This window comes from Pannonibacter carbonis (assembly GCF_003012935.1).
Taxonomy (GTDB): domain Bacteria; phylum Pseudomonadota; class Alphaproteobacteria; order Rhizobiales; family Stappiaceae; genus Pannonibacter; species Pannonibacter carbonis.
The window spans coordinates 157,701-171,497 of record NZ_PUDR01000006.1 but is presented as its reverse complement, the minus strand read 5'-3'; the positions used below and the strand labels follow the sequence as shown (position 1 = coordinate 171,497).

Here is a 13,797-nt window from a genome sequence, read left to right as displayed (position 1 = left end):
GGATGTCAGCAGATCTGACTTTCGGCCCGGTGCCTCAGGCGCCGGGCTTCCGCTTTGAAAGGCACGCCAGTCTGCCGTCGACGAACAGCACCGCCATGGCGGCGGCGCGGGCGGGGCAGGCGAGTGGGCTCTGGGTTCTCGCCGATGTGCAGACGCAGGGGCGTGGCCGGCGTGGCCGCAACTGGGTGTCGCCCGTCGGCAATCTGTTTGCCAGCCTGCTGCTGGTCGATGCAGGCCCGCGTGAGCGCATCGGGGAACTGCCGCTGGTCGCGGCAGTCGCTCTGGCAGAGGCAGTGGATGCGGCCGTTGGAGCCTTCGGCCTCGCGCGGCTCAAATGGCCCAACGACCTGCTCGTTGGCGGCGCCAAGCTTTCCGGCATCCTTCTGGAGGCTGAGCCCCTGGCTGATGGCCATCTGGCGGTGGTTTGTGGCTTCGGGGTCAATTGCGCCAGCCACCCGGAGCCTGAAAACTATCCGGCGACGGATCTGGCTTCGCTTGGCTACCGCGTCGATGCCGCGACGATGTTCCGCTGCCTGTCGGCCAGCGTAGCCCGCCGGCTGGACAACTGGCGCGAGGACGGCTTTGAGCCTGCCCGGCGCGCCTGGCTGGAGCGGGCATTGAAATTGGGTGAGACCATCACCGTTCGCCTGCCCGAAGAGGACCTGATCGGGTGCTTTCGGGATATCGATCCGCGCGGACAACTCGTTCTTGAGCTAGAGGACGGGACAAGACGCATTATTTCGGCCGGAGACGTGTTCTTCGGCGCGCGGTCAAAGGGCTGATCCAGCCTGCCGCGCATGACGACAGAAGGAGTTTGAACGCATGGCTGAGGCCAACGAAATCGTCTTCCTGCCGCTCGGCGGCGTTGGCGAAATCGGCATGAATCTGGGCCTCTACGGCTATGGGCCTGAAGATGATCGCACCTGGCTGGTGGTGGACGTCGGCGTGACCTTTGCCGGACCGGAACTGCCGGGCATTGATCTGGTTCTGCCCGATATCAGCTTCCTGGAGTCCGAGAAGAACCGCATTGCCGGCATCGTCATCACCCACGCGCATGAGGACCATTATGGCGGTCTCGTGCATCTGTGGCCGCTGTTGCGTGCGCCGGTCTATGCAACGCCGTTCACCGCAGGCCTGATCGAGGCCAAGGTGGAAGGGGAGCCCGGCGCGGAAGAGATCCCGGTCACCGTGGTCCAGCAGGGTCAGCGGCTGAATATCGGACCCTTCGATGTCGAGTTCGTCGCCATGTCGCACTCAATCCCTGAACCTTGCGCGCTGGCGCTGCGGTTCAAGGAAGGCATGGTGCTGCATACGGGCGACTGGAAGATCGACCTGAAGCCGGGTCTTGGCCTGCCGATAGATCTGAAGCGGCTGGAGGAACTGGGCAACGAGGGCGTCACGGCGCTGGTCTGCGACAGCACCAATGCCTATCGCGACGGCTTCAGCCCGAGTGAGTCGGATGTCGGAGCCGAGCTCACCCGGATCATGAGGGAAGCCAAGCAGCGTGTTGCCGTAACAACGTTTTCCTCCAATGTGGCCCGTATTCGGGCCATCGCGGAGGCGGCAGCAGCTGCGGATCGCAATCTGGTGGTCGTTGGTCGCTCCATGCGCCGCGTCATCGATGTTGCGGGTGAACTGGGCTATCTCGACGGGTTGCCGCCGTTCCTCGACGAGGACAGCTACGGCTTCCTGCCGCGGGAGAAGACAGTGCTGCTTTGCACCGGATCCCAGGGCGAGGAACGCGCAGCGCTGTCCCGGATTGCGGCAGGGGCCCATCGCAACATCGCCCTGGCCAAGGGAGACATGGTGATCTTCTCCGCGCGCACCATTCCGGGCAACGAGAAGGAAGTCGGCGCCGTCGTCAACGGCCTTGCCAAGACCGGTGTGCAGATCGTCACGGACCGGGATGCTCTGGTCCATGTCTCGGGCCATCCGCGCCGCGGCGAGCTGGCGGAACTCTACAAGCTGGTTCAGCCAAAGGTGGTGGTTCCCGTGCACGGCGAACCGTTCCATCTTGCCGCTCATGGCGAGTTTGCGTGCAGCCAAGGCATCCGCTCGGTCGTGATAGCCGGCAATGGCGACATCATCCGGTTGTTCCCGGGTGATGCCAAGGTGATCGACGAGGCCCCCTTCGGTCTCATGGTTGTCGATGGCAATGTCATGGGCGACCCGGAGATGACCGGGGTCAAGGAACGGCGCAAGCTGGCCATCGCCGGCGCTCTGGTCGTGTCTGTCGTGTTGAACCGGGCCGGTGACATGATGGACGATCCGGCCGTTGCCCTGTTCGGCATTCCGGAAACGGATACCGAGGGCGATCCGATGGAGGAAATTGTCCGTAAGGCGGTTACAGGGGCCTTGTCCGGCATCCCGAAAGCCCGCCGCAAGGATGACGATATGGTCGCGGAGGCTCTGCGGCGTGCGGCGCGTGCGTCGGTGACATCCGTGTGGGGCAAGAAGGCGCTCTGCAAGGCGCTCGTCACCCGAGTTTGACAACCCGGTGGGTGCTTGGTTCCCGAAAAGACCGCACCCCCGACCCCTGGGGGAGTGTGCATGATCGGACGTTTGAACCATGTGGCGATTGCCGTGTCTGACATTGACGCGGCAACCGCCGTCTATCGCGATACGCTCGGCGCGGAGGTCTCGGCCAAGGTGGCGCAGACCGAGCACGGTGTGACAACCGTGTTCATCAACCTGCCGAACACGAAGATCGAGTTGCTGGAGCCGCTGGGCGCCGGCTCTCCGATCGCCAGGTTCCTTGAAAAGAACCCGACCGGTGGCATCCACCATGTCTGCTACGAGGTCGAGGATATCCTGGCCGCTCGGGATCAGCTGGTTGCGCGCGGTGCCCGCGTCCTGGGTGACGGAGAGCCGAAGATCGGAGCTCACGGCAAGCCGGTGCTGTTCCTGCACCCGAAGGACTTTCTCGGCACCTTGACCGAACTCGAGCAGGCCTGATCACGCCAGTTGGAGCCGGCTGGCTTGCCGGTTGGCTCCGCCCCCGCATGCTTGACCCTGGCAGCCTTGCCAGGCGGTTGAACCTTAGGACCCTTGCGACATGTCACTTCCTTTTGCACTCGCCATCTATTTCATGATGTGGTGGATCGTGCTGTTTGCGATCCTGCCCTTCGGCGTCAGGACCCAGGCAGAAGAAGGCGAAGTGGTGCCCGGTACCGAAGCCAGCGCTCCGGCCAGGTTCCGCATGCTGCGCACGGCGATCTGGACGACCATCGTCACAACGGTCCTGTTCGCGGGCTTTGTCTGGTTGCGTCAGTCCGGCATCACCCTGGATGACATCCCGCTGCCCGGCCCGCGCTGAGTCGGGGGTCTGTACTTTATGCGGGAGCCCGTGAACGCAGCTTCTGCGAGCGGCCATTGAGATAATGCCCAGTGGCAGGCGCCAGACGAAATCCGACAGAGTGGAAGCAGTGCGGGGACGAAAAAAAAGCAGGGCAATTGCCCTGCTTTTTTAGTTCCGCGTCCAAAACTCCCCCAATACATCAGTGCGTTCCTTTTGGAAACTTCACTGTGTCGGCTGCGAACCTTGTGGGTGCGCCAGGGGGATCTTCCTCCCAAGACTCAGACCGCGATGCCTGTTATGAAAGGCTTAGAACGTTGCCGCTCTTTGCCTCTGTTCTTATGGAGAGGCAAACTAGCGCATTGACACAAACTTGTCACTATTTTGAGCGCATAAGCCCAAAATTTTTGCATGCTGCTTCCGGCGGCGTTTCGGAAAGCCTTATTCCTCAAGGGGATGCCCCTCCGGAATGTGGTCCGGACCCTGGAATCCCAAGCTTTTCCCGAAGCATTTCTGCAAGGGACTTGTGTTTTCGGGATGCATGCGGTTTGACTGCGGCGCGGCCCGGTGGTGGGTGCCCGCGATATTCAGGAACCTGACATGCGACTGTCCCGCTTTTTTCTGCCCATCCTGAAGGAAACCCCCAAGGAAGCCGAGATCGTCTCGCACCGGTTGATGCTGCGTGCCGGCATGATCCGCCAGCAGTCGGCCGGCATCTATTCCTGGCTGCCGCTGGGCTTCCGCGTGCTGCGCAAGATCGAGAAGATCGTCGAGGAAGAGCAGAACCGCGCTGGCGCCGTTCAACTGCTGATGCCGACGATCCAGTCGGCGGACCTGTGGCGCGAAAGCGGGCGCTATGATGCCTATGGCAAGGAGATGCTGCGCATCGAGGACCGCCACGAGCGCGAGATGCTGTTCGGCCCGACCAACGAGGAGATGATCACCGACATCTTCCGCGGCTATGTGCGCTCCTACAAGGACCTGCCGCTGAACCTCTACCACATCCAGTGGAAGTTCCGTGACGAGGTCCGTCCGCGCTTCGGCATCATGCGCGGCCGTGAGTTCCTGATGAAGGATGCCTATTCCTTCGACATCGACAAGGAAGCCGCGCGCCACGCCTACAACCGCATGTTCGTCGCTTACCTGCGGACCTTTGCCCGCATGGGGCTGAAGGCGATCCCGATGCGCGCCGACACCGGCCCGATCGGCGGTGACATGAGCCACGAGTTCATCATCCTTGCCGCCACCGGCGAAAGCGCCGTGTTCTGCGACAAGAGCCTCCTGGACATGGCAACCCCCGGCCTCGATACCGATTTTGCCTCTGACCTGACGCCGATCGTCGACAGCTGGACGACGCCTTACGCAGCGACCGAGGAAATGCACGACGAGGCAGCCTTCAACGCGATCCCGGAAGACGCCCGCGTCTCGGCCCGTGGCATCGAGGTGGGACACATCTTCTACTTCGGTACAAAGTATTCCGAGCCGATGGGAGCCAAGGTGATGACATCTGAAGGCACGGAAGTGCCCGTGCACATGGGCTCCTATGGTGTCGGTGTGTCGCGCCTGATGGGGGCCTTGATCGAGGCGAGCCATGACGAGGAAGGCATCATCTGGCCGGCCTCGGTCGCGCCGTTCCATGTCGGCCTGATCAACCTGAAGCCGGGCGACGCCGAGACGGACCAGGCCTGCGAGGCGCTCTACCAGCGGTTCGAGAATGCCGGCATTGAAGTGCTCTACGACGACGCAGATACCCGCGCTGGTGCCAAGTTCGCCACGATGGACCTCATCGGTCTGCCGTTCCAACTGATCGCCGGTCCGCGCGGCCTCAAGGATGGCGTGGTTGAGGTCAAGGAACGCGCCACCGGGGCCCGGGAAACGCTGACTGTCGAGGCAGCCTTCAACAAGATCCGCGACGCATTGACCTCGTGATCCCACTCGCGGATCCTTGTGACCGGGGATTCGGTGCACTTGGCGACCGAAACAGCCGATGTGCTCGCAATCCTGCCTGCTTTGGCTAATAAAGCGCGATCGTAGGCTCGCGCTTTATTGTCCGGGCCGATTCGGGAAACAGAACAAGCAGGCAACCGGACGCTTTCGCGACAGTGCAGGACGTCCGGTACCAGGGCCGAGCCCTTGCTCCACCTTCAAGGCAGATCATGAGCGCACGCACCACATCGCCGCAGTCGAAGGATGCCAAGCCGGAGAAATCCGCAAGCGCCGGCAAGGCCCCGGGGGATAGCAGTCCGGGCGCCGTCCGCCCGTTTGCCCCGTTCGAGTGGATGATCGCCGGTCGGTACCTGCGCTCGCGCCGTCGCGACAGCTTCATCTCGATCATTGCCGGGTTCTCCTTTGCCGGAATCATGCTTGGCGTTGCGACCCTTGTCATCGTCATGGCGGTGATGAACGGGTTCCGCACGGAACTCCTCAGCAAGATCCTCGGCATCAATGGCCACATGCTGGTTCAGCCGATAGATCAACCTCTCACCGACTATGACGCCGTGGCCTCACGGCTGCAGGGGGTGTCCGGTGTCGTGGCTGCCATTCCCTTTGTCGAGGGCCAGGCCCTTGTCGCCGGACCGGCGGGAAACCTCGGGGCGCTGGTGCGCGGTCTTTATGAGAGCGACCTCAAGCGGCTGCCCCTCGTTGCCGGCAACATTCGCCAGGGCTCGCTGGAGGGGTTTGACACCGACGGCGGCATTGCCATTGGCACACGCATGGCGCAGCAACTTGGCCTGCAGGTCGGCGACAGCATCACCATCATCTCGCCGCGCGGGGCGGTCACCCCGATGGGCGTGACCCCGCGTACCAAGGCCTACCCGGTCAGCGCCATCTTCGAGATCGGCATGTCGGAATACGACGGAACCATTGCCTTCATGCCGCTGCCAGAAGCCCAGGGCTTCTTCCGCATGGACGGCAAGGCGACGGGCGTCGAGGTCTATACCGACGATCCGGACAAGGTGGGCACCTATCGCTCGGCCGTCGAGGAAGGGGCAGGGCGCCCCGCATTCGTCAGCGACTGGCGCCAGCGCAACATGACGTTCTTCTCTGCCCTCGAGGTGGAGCGCAACGTCATGTTCCTGATCCTGACGCTGATCGTGCTGGTTGCCGCACTCAACATCATTTCCGGCCTCACCATGCTGGTGAAGGACAAGGGGCGCGACATCGCCATCCTGCGCACCATGGGGGCGACGCGGGGGGCGGTCATGCGTGTCTTCGTCATCACCGGTGCCAGCATCGGTGTTGTCGGCACGCTTGCGGGTTTCCTTCTGGGCCTTGTTGTCTGCCTCAACATCGAGAGCATCCGCCAGTTCATTTCCTGGCTGACCAGCACGCAGCTGTTTGATCCGACCCTTTATTTCCTCTCGCGTCTGCCGGCAGAGATGGACCAGGGCGAAACGATCATGGTGCTGGTGATGGCGCTGGTGCTGTCCCTTCTGGCAACGATCTACCCGGCCTGGCGTGCCGCGCGCCTCGATCCGGTCGAAGCGCTCAGGTACGAGTGAACCATGGCCTTAGCCGGATCCTCAGGAGAGACCTCGTCCATGTCCGCGTCTGTATTGCGCCTCAGCGGTATTACCCGTGTGTTCAGTGAAGCTTCCGGCACGCTGGAGATCCTGAAAGGGGCTGATCTGACGCTTGAAGCGGGTCAGATGGTTGCTCTGGTCGCCCCCTCGGGCACAGGCAAGTCCACGTTGCTGCACATCGCTGGCCTGCTGGAAAAGCCCGATTCGGGTGAGGTCTATGTCAATGGCAAGCCTTGCGGTGCGCTCGGAGATGATGCGCGCACGACCATCCGGCGTAACGACATCGGTTTTGTCTACCAGTTCCATCACCTCCTGCCGGAATTCACGGCTCTGGAAAACGTGATGATGCCGCAGATGATCCAGGGTTTGCCGAAAAAGACTGCGGCCGAACGCGCCAGCCAGCTCCTTGCTTATATGCGGCTTGGGGCCAGAGGCACACATCGTCCATCCGAATTGTCCGGCGGCGAGCAGCAGCGTGTCGCCATTGCACGTGCCGTCGCCAATGCCCCGCGGCTGCTCTTGCTCGACGAGCCGACCGGCAATCTGGATCCGCAGACGGCCCATTATGTCTTCGACGCTCTCCAGGCGCTGGTGCGGGCGACCGGCGTTGCAGCCCTGTTTGCCACCCATAACATGGACCTGGCCGGACGGATGGATCGTGTCATCACGCTTCGGGACGGGTTGATCCTCGATTACTGAGACCAGTTGCGACCGTGTTTTCCTGATCCTTGATGCCCAGTGGTCCAGGTGGGGGCACAGCGCCTTGCATGTGCCGCCCCCGTGGGGGCGAAGGGGCCGTGCGTCGCCCCAGACTAGGCGCCGTTCATTATTTGTTCACCCTCACATGAGAACAACGGGGCCCGCGATGCTTCGGACCCGATAGAGGCTTGTCAAAAGAACAAAAAGGGAACAATCTGGTGACCAAGGGGCCGCTGCGGCCCCAGACCACGGAACCCGAGGCAGCGGAGCTGCCGGTTCGAAAGAGAGGAGCATGCCATGACTTTCCTGGCCCGCGATATCGCCGCTTTCGGTTCGCTCGTTGTTTTCGCCGCCACCATTGCTGTCTGGGGAGAGGTTCTGCTGGCGTTCAACTGAGGCCCGCCGGCGCAGGAACCTCTGGATCGGGTCGTCTCCGGCCGGATCGCAGCTCGACATCTCCCCCCGCTTCAGGGCATGTCAAAGGGACAAACGGCTGATCATCCTGGCTCCGGTTACGGGACAGGATGGTTCTCTCTTACCGGGTCCCGTTGTCATGTCCGAGATCGGCTTCGTCCACCTTCGCGTTCACTCCGCCCTTTCCCTGCTGGAAGGGGCGCTGCCGATCAAGAAGCTGCTTGATCTTGCCAAGGCGGACGGTCAGCCCGCGCTGGCAATCACGGACACCGGCAACTTGTTCGGGGCGCAGGAATTTGCCGGCAAGGCCTGGGGCTCCGGTATCCAGCCGATCATCGGCTGCCAACTCGCGGTGGCCTTTGACGATGAAGCCGGCGATGATCGGCGCGGTGAACCCGCCTTGAGCGATGTGGTTGTGCTTGCCATGAGCGAGCAGGGCTACATGAACCTCATGGAACTGACGAGCCGGGCGTTCCTGGAGACGCCGACTGGCCAGCACCCGCATGTGCCGCTGGCATTGCTGGAATCGCGTGCTGCCGGCCTGATCCTTCTGACTGGTGGTGTTCATGGCCCGGTCGGCAAGGCGCTGCTAACGGGCAACCACAAGCTTGCGGCAGCCCGCCTCGACCGCCTGGCCGCAGCCTTCGACGGGCGGTGCTATGTGGAACTGCAGCGTCACGGCATGGCCGCGGAGCGGAAGACCGAGCCGGGCTTTCTCGATCTGGCCTATGACAAGGGCCTTCCCATCGTTGCCACCAACGAGCCCTTCTTTCCCAAGCGCGACGACTATGAGGCCCATGATGCCCTCATCGCGATTTCGGAAGGCCGGGTGCTCATTGATGATGACCGGCGCAAGCTGACGCCGGAACACTATTTCAAGTCCCGTGCCGAGATGCTTGCGCTGTTCTCCGATCTGCCGGAGGCCTGCGACGCCACGCTCGAGATCGCGCGGCGCTGCCACTACCGGCCGCTGAAGCGCGATCCGATTCTGCCGCGCTTTGCCGGTGCCGATGCCGATCCCGAGCAAGCGGAGAAGGCAGAAGCCGATGAATTGAGACGCCAGGCCCGCGAAGGTCTGGCCATGCGCCTGGCTGCCCACGGCCTTGCCCCTGACCTGACCGAGAAGGACTATTGGGACCGCCTCGATTTCGAACTGTCGGTCATCGAGCGGATGAAGTTTCCCGGCTACTTCCTGATCGTGGCCGATTTCATCAAGTGGGCCAAGGCGCATGACATTCCTGTTGGCCCGGGCCGTGGTTCGGGTGCCGGGTCCGTGGTCGCCTGGGCGCTGACCATCACCGACCTCGACCCGATGCGGTTCTCGCTGCTGTTCGAGCGCTTCCTCAATCCGGAACGCGTGTCGATGCCGGACTTCGACATCGACTTCTGCCAGAACCGGCGCGAAGAGGTCATTCGCTACGTCCAGGAGAAATACGGCCGCAGCCAGGTGGCGCAGATCATCACGTTCGGGTCGCTACAGGCCCGCGCGGTGCTGCGTGACGTCGGCCGCGTGCTGCAGATGCCTTATGGCCAGGTCGACCGTCTGTGCAAGCTGGTCCCGGCCAATCCCGCCAATCCGGTAACCCTCGCCCAGGCCATCGCGGAGGAGCCGCGCCTGCGTGAGGCCGCGCGCGACGAGGAAAGCGTCGAGCGGCTACTGGCGATGGCCCAGAAGCTTGAAGGTCTCTATCGCCACGCCTCGACCCACGCCGCAGGCGTGGTGATCGGTGATCGTCCGCTGGAGCAGCTTGTCCCGCTCTATCGTGATCCGCGTTCCGACATGCCGGTGGCGCAGTTCAACATGAAGATGGTGGAGGAAGCCGGACTGGTGAAGTTCGACTTCCTGGGCCTGAAGACCCTTACCGTCATCGACACGGCAGTAAAGCTGATCGCCCGCAAGGGCATACATGTCGACATGGCAGCGGTCCCGCTTGATGATCCGAAGACCTACAAGCTGCTGGCGGCAGGCGAGACCGTCGGCGTGTTCCAGCTGGAAAGCCAGGGCATGCGCCGGGCCATCGCCGGCATGAAGCCGGACCGGTTCGAGGACATCATTGCTCTGGTGGCCTTGTATCGCCCGGGTCCGATGGAGAACATCCCGGTCTATAACGCCGTCAAGCATGGCGAACAGGAGCCGGACTACCTGCATCCGCTGCTGGAGCCGATCCTGACCGAGACGAACGGCATCATCGTCTATCAGGAACAGGTGATGCAGATCGCGCAGGTGCTCTCCGGTTATTCGCTTGGCGAGGCTGACCTGCTGCGCCGCGCCATGGGCAAGAAGATCGCCGCCGAAATGGAGGTGCAGCGCGCCCGCTTCGTCGATGGCGCCGTCGAGCGCGGCGTCGACAAGGACCAGGCCGGCACGATTTTCGACCTCGTGGCGAAATTCGCCAACTACGGCTTCAACAAGTCACACGCTGCCGCCTATGCGCTGGTCTCCTACCACACGGCCTGGCTCAAGGCGAACCATCCGGTCGAGTTCCTGGCCGCGTCCATGACGCTCGATCTGGGCAACACCGACAAGCTGGGCGACTTCCGCCAAGAGGCCCGGCGCATGGGCGTCGAGGTGCTCGCGCCGTCGATCAACCGATCAATGGTGCCCTTCGACGTCGACAACGGCCGCATCGTCTATGCCATGGGCGCCATCAAGGGGGCGGGCGAACAGGCGATCCAGCATCTCGTCGATGTGCGCGGCGACAGGCCCTTCAAGAGCCTTGGCGATTTTGCCTCGCGCATTTCGCCGAAGTTCCTGAACAAGCGCGTCCTGGAAAGTCTCGTCAATGCTGGCGCCTTTGATTGCCTTGAGCCGAATCGCGCCCGCGTCTTTGAAGGGCTTGAGCGAATCATCGGCCAGGCGCAGCGAACGGAAGCCAATGCCACGGTCGGCCAGAACGACATGTTCGGCGGCGGCGGTGGTGGGGCAGGGGATGAGTTGCAACTGGCCGAGGTCTCGGGCTGGCTGCCGGCCGAGCGCTTGCAACGGGAGCATCAGGCCATTGGCTTCTATCTGTCCTCCCATCCGCTCGATGAATATCAGCCTCTGCTCGAACGGATGCGGGTGCAGCCATGGGCGCAGTTCTCAGAGGCCGTGAAACGGGGCGCATCCGCCGGCCGTCTCGCCGGCACGGTCGTCTCCAAGCAGGAGCGCAAGACCAAGTCCGGAAATCGCATGGGCATTGTCCGCTTCTCGGATGCCACCGGCCAGTTCGAGGCGCTGCTGTTCTCCGAAAAGCTGGCCCAGTTCCGCGATGTGATCGAGGTCGGCAAGTCGATGGTGGTCCTCGTCAGCTCTGATATGCGCGATGACGAGCCCTCGGTGCGAATCGAGCAGGTTGATCCGATCGAGACCATGGCCGCACGCGTGCAGAAGAGCCTGCGGGTGTTCCTGCGCGACGCCCGGCCGATGAAGAGCCTGGCCCGTCATCTGTCGACCAAGGGGGAGGGCGAGGTGAATGTCGTCCTGCTGCTGGACGAGGGCAAGCGCGAGGTCGAGGTAAGGTTGCCCGGCAAATACCGCCTGTCCCCGGAAATCGCCGGCGCCCTGAAGGCCGTTCCGGGCGTCACTGACGTGCAGATGGCGTGAGATCCTGCGTCCGGGTTGGGATCTGGTGTCTTGTGTCTGAAGTAGCCTAAGGGCTTGTGTTTCGAGAATTCGACGCCTATAAGGCGCCCATTCCACACACGGGGAAGGATCCGGCATGCCCGGTTCCGTCCGGTGTCCGTTGCGGCTTGATGCCGTCGCTGCACTCCCCGTGGAGGTCATAACCGGAAAAATCAGGAGTTTAGGGCCATGGCTTTGCCCGATTTCACCATGCGTCAGCTGCTGGAAGCAGGCGTTCACTTCGGTCACCAGAAGCACCGCTGGAACCCGCGCATGGCGCCGTACATCTTCGGCGTTCGCAACGACATCCACATCATCGACCTCGCGCAGACCGTTCCGCTGCTGCACCAGGCCCTGAAGGTCGTCAGCGACACTGTCGCCAATGGCGGCCGCGTGCTGCTCGTCGGCACCAAGCGCCAGGCCCAGGAAGCTGTTGCCGAATGCGCGCGCAACTCCGCGCAGTATTTCGTCAACGCCCGCTGGCTCGGCGGCATGCTGACCAACTGGAAGACCATTTCCGGTTCGATCCAGCGCCTGCGCAAGCTTGAGGAAGTCCTGTCGACGGACACCTCGGGCCTGACCAAGAAGGAAAAGCTGTTCATGGACCGCGAGCGCGAGAAGCTCGAGCGGAACCTGGGCGGCATCAAGGACATGGGCGGCCTGCCGGACCTGATCTTCGTGATCGACACCAACCGCGAGGCAATCGCCATCCAGGAAGCCCGTCGTCTGGGCATCCCGGTCGCTGCGATCCTTGATTCGAACTGCTCGCCGGAAGGCATCACCTATCCGGTCCCGGGCAACGACGACGCCGGCCGTGCGCTGCAGCTCTATTGCGACCTGATCGCCCGCGCTGCCATCGACGGCATCTCGCGCGCCCAGGGCAACATGGGCATGGATGTCGGCGCTTCGGAAGCCGCTCCGGTCGAGCCGGTCCTGGCCGACGGCGAACAGGCTGACGCCTGAGTTTGACGGCAGGCGCAGCGGACCTCCGCTGCGCCGCCTGTCTCGAATGGCCGCCGGTCATTCGGTTTCCTGCCCTGTTCCTGTCTTTCGGGAGCAGGTCTCCTGGGCAAGTCCGGGATCGCTGGGCCCAATGGCCCGTTCCGTGACTGTCCGTAGAATTCGCCCGGCCCTCAGGTTGTCTGCTTGCCAGACGGCATCAGCGAGGGCCCGATATGTGTGAATAACCCATGCATATCGTCATAAAGCCGCGGTGGCGCATGCGCTAAACCGGGCAACAATTGTAACCCCCGATCCACGAGGCGTTCGATGAGCATTTCCGCAGCGATGGTAAAAGAGCTCCGCGAGAAGACCGGCGCGGGCATGATGGACTGCAAGACTGCCCTGAACGAGACGGGCGGCGACATGGAAGCAGCAATCGACTGGCTGCGCACCAAAGGCCTTGCAAAGGCTGCCAAGAAGGCTGGCCGTGTTGCCGCTGAAGGTCTGGTTGGCGTTGCCTCCCACGGAATCAAGGCCGCAGTGATCGAGCTGAATTCCGAGACAGACTTCGTTGCGCGCAACGATGGCTTCCAGAAGCTCGTCCGCGACGTAGTCAGCGTCGCAATCGAGACCGGTTCTGATGTCGAGGCGATCTCTGCCGCGACCTACCCGGGTGCCGACAAGTCCGTTGATGCCGTCATCAAGGACAACATCGCCACCATCGGCGAGAACATGACCCTGCGCCGTGCTGCCGTACTGGCCGTGTCGGAAGGCGTTGTCGCCACCTACATCCACAGCGCTGTGACCGACGGTCTTGGCAAGATCGGCGTGCTCGTCGCGCTGGAATCGGCCGGTGACAAGGACAAGCTGAACGGTCTCGGCCGCCAGATCGCCATGCACATCGCCGCCACCAGCCCGCTGTCGCTGAACGTCGACCAGCTGGATCCGGCCGTTGTCGAGCGTGAGCGCAACGTGTTCATCGAGCAGGCGCGCGAGTCCGGCAAGCCGGACAACATCATCGAGAAGATGGTGGAAGGCCGCATCCGCAAGTTCTACGAGGAAGTGACCCTCGTGAAGCAGGCGTTTGTCATCGACCCGGAGAAGACCGTTGAACAGGCCGTCGAGGCCCTGGCCAAGGATCTTGGCACCCCTGTGAAGCTCACCGGCTTCGTCCGCTTCGCTCTCGGTGAAGGCATCGAGAAAGAAGAAACGGACTTCGCGGCCGAAGTGGCCGCGGCCGCCGGCCACTGAATGCCAAAGGCGCCGGCGACCCCGGCGCCTTTTTTCTGACTGCTGTTTGATTTCCGTCGTTCCATAAA

General features: G+C 62.9%; 10 protein-coding genes. All 10 read left to right on the top strand.

Annotation, left to right across the window (positions count from 1 at the left end):
* Positions 1-2 precede the first annotated feature (2 nt).
* The 10 genes from C8348_RS10485 (at position 3) to tsf (ending at position 13,729) form a co-directional block, all read left to right on the top strand.
* Positions 3-782 (top strand): biotin--[acetyl-CoA-carboxylase] ligase, encoded by a 780-nt coding sequence (locus C8348_RS10485; RefSeq protein ID WP_106753277.1) that lies wholly within the window; start codon positions 3-5, stop codon positions 780-782.
* 40 nt (positions 783-822) lie between these two features.
* A complete protein-coding gene (locus C8348_RS10480) occupies positions 823-2,490 on the top strand; it encodes a ribonuclease J (protein ID WP_106753276.1) in 1,668 nt (555 codons plus the stop codon).
* Between the two features lie 60 nt (positions 2,491-2,550).
* Complete coding sequence (mce, locus tag C8348_RS10475) at positions 2,551-2,955, top strand: methylmalonyl-CoA epimerase (RefSeq protein WP_106753275.1); 405 nt, start codon at positions 2,551-2,553, stop codon at positions 2,953-2,955.
* Positions 2,956-3,055: 100 nt separating this feature from the next.
* Positions 3,056-3,316: a DUF1467 family protein gene (locus C8348_RS10470; RefSeq protein ID WP_106753274.1), complete on the top strand. Its 261-nt coding sequence runs from the start codon at positions 3,056-3,058 to the stop codon at positions 3,314-3,316.
* A 579-nt stretch (positions 3,317-3,895) separates the two neighbouring features.
* Entirely contained in the window at positions 3,896-5,224 is a 1,329-nt protein-coding gene (gene proS, locus C8348_RS10465; RefSeq protein WP_106753273.1) for a proline--tRNA ligase, read from the top strand.
* A 350-nt stretch (positions 5,225-5,574) separates the two neighbouring features.
* Positions 5,575-6,798, top strand: a complete 1,224-nt coding sequence (locus C8348_RS10460) for a lipoprotein-releasing ABC transporter permease subunit (RefSeq protein ID WP_106753364.1) — start codon at positions 5,575-5,577, stop codon at positions 6,796-6,798.
* A 39-nt stretch (positions 6,799-6,837) separates the two neighbouring features.
* A complete protein-coding gene (locus C8348_RS10455) occupies positions 6,838-7,518 on the top strand; it encodes an ABC transporter ATP-binding protein (protein ID WP_106753272.1) in 681 nt (226 codons plus the stop codon).
* Between the two features lie 553 nt (positions 7,519-8,071).
* Positions 8,072-11,518: a DNA polymerase III subunit alpha gene (dnaE, locus tag C8348_RS10450; protein ID WP_106753271.1), complete on the top strand. Its 3,447-nt coding sequence runs from the start codon at positions 8,072-8,074 to the stop codon at positions 11,516-11,518.
* Between the two features lie 207 nt (positions 11,519-11,725).
* A complete protein-coding gene (gene rpsB / locus C8348_RS10445; protein WP_106753270.1) occupies positions 11,726-12,499 on the top strand; it encodes a 30S ribosomal protein S2 in 774 nt (257 codons plus the stop codon).
* 306 nt (positions 12,500-12,805) lie between these two features.
* Positions 12,806-13,729: a translation elongation factor Ts gene (gene tsf, locus C8348_RS10440; protein ID WP_106753269.1), complete on the top strand. Its 924-nt coding sequence runs from the start codon at positions 12,806-12,808 to the stop codon at positions 13,727-13,729.
* Positions 13,730-13,797: the final 68 nt, after the last annotated feature.

Bases quoted from the DNA above. Each gene is read 5' to 3' on its own strand.
- C8348_RS10485 (WP_106753277.1), top strand. From the start codon at position 3: ATGTCAGCAGATCTGACTTTCGGCCCGGTGCCTCAGGCGCCGGGCTTC.
- C8348_RS10480 (WP_106753276.1), top strand. From the start codon at position 823: ATGGCTGAGGCCAACGAAATCGTCTTCCTGCCGCTCGGCGGCGTTGGC.
- mce (WP_106753275.1), top strand. From the start codon at position 2,551: ATGATCGGACGTTTGAACCATGTGGCGATTGCCGTGTCTGACATTGAC.
- C8348_RS10470 (WP_106753274.1), top strand. From the start codon at position 3,056: ATGTCACTTCCTTTTGCACTCGCCATCTATTTCATGATGTGGTGGATC.
- proS (WP_106753273.1), top strand. From the start codon at position 3,896: ATGCGACTGTCCCGCTTTTTTCTGCCCATCCTGAAGGAAACCCCCAAG.
- C8348_RS10460 (WP_106753364.1), top strand. From the start codon at position 5,575: ATGATCGCCGGTCGGTACCTGCGCTCGCGCCGTCGCGACAGCTTCATC.
- C8348_RS10455 (WP_106753272.1), top strand. From the start codon at position 6,838: ATGTCCGCGTCTGTATTGCGCCTCAGCGGTATTACCCGTGTGTTCAGT.
- dnaE (WP_106753271.1), top strand. From the start codon at position 8,072: ATGTCCGAGATCGGCTTCGTCCACCTTCGCGTTCACTCCGCCCTTTCC.
- rpsB (WP_106753270.1), top strand. From the start codon at position 11,726: ATGGCTTTGCCCGATTTCACCATGCGTCAGCTGCTGGAAGCAGGCGTT.
- tsf (WP_106753269.1), top strand. From the start codon at position 12,806: ATGAGCATTTCCGCAGCGATGGTAAAAGAGCTCCGCGAGAAGACCGGC.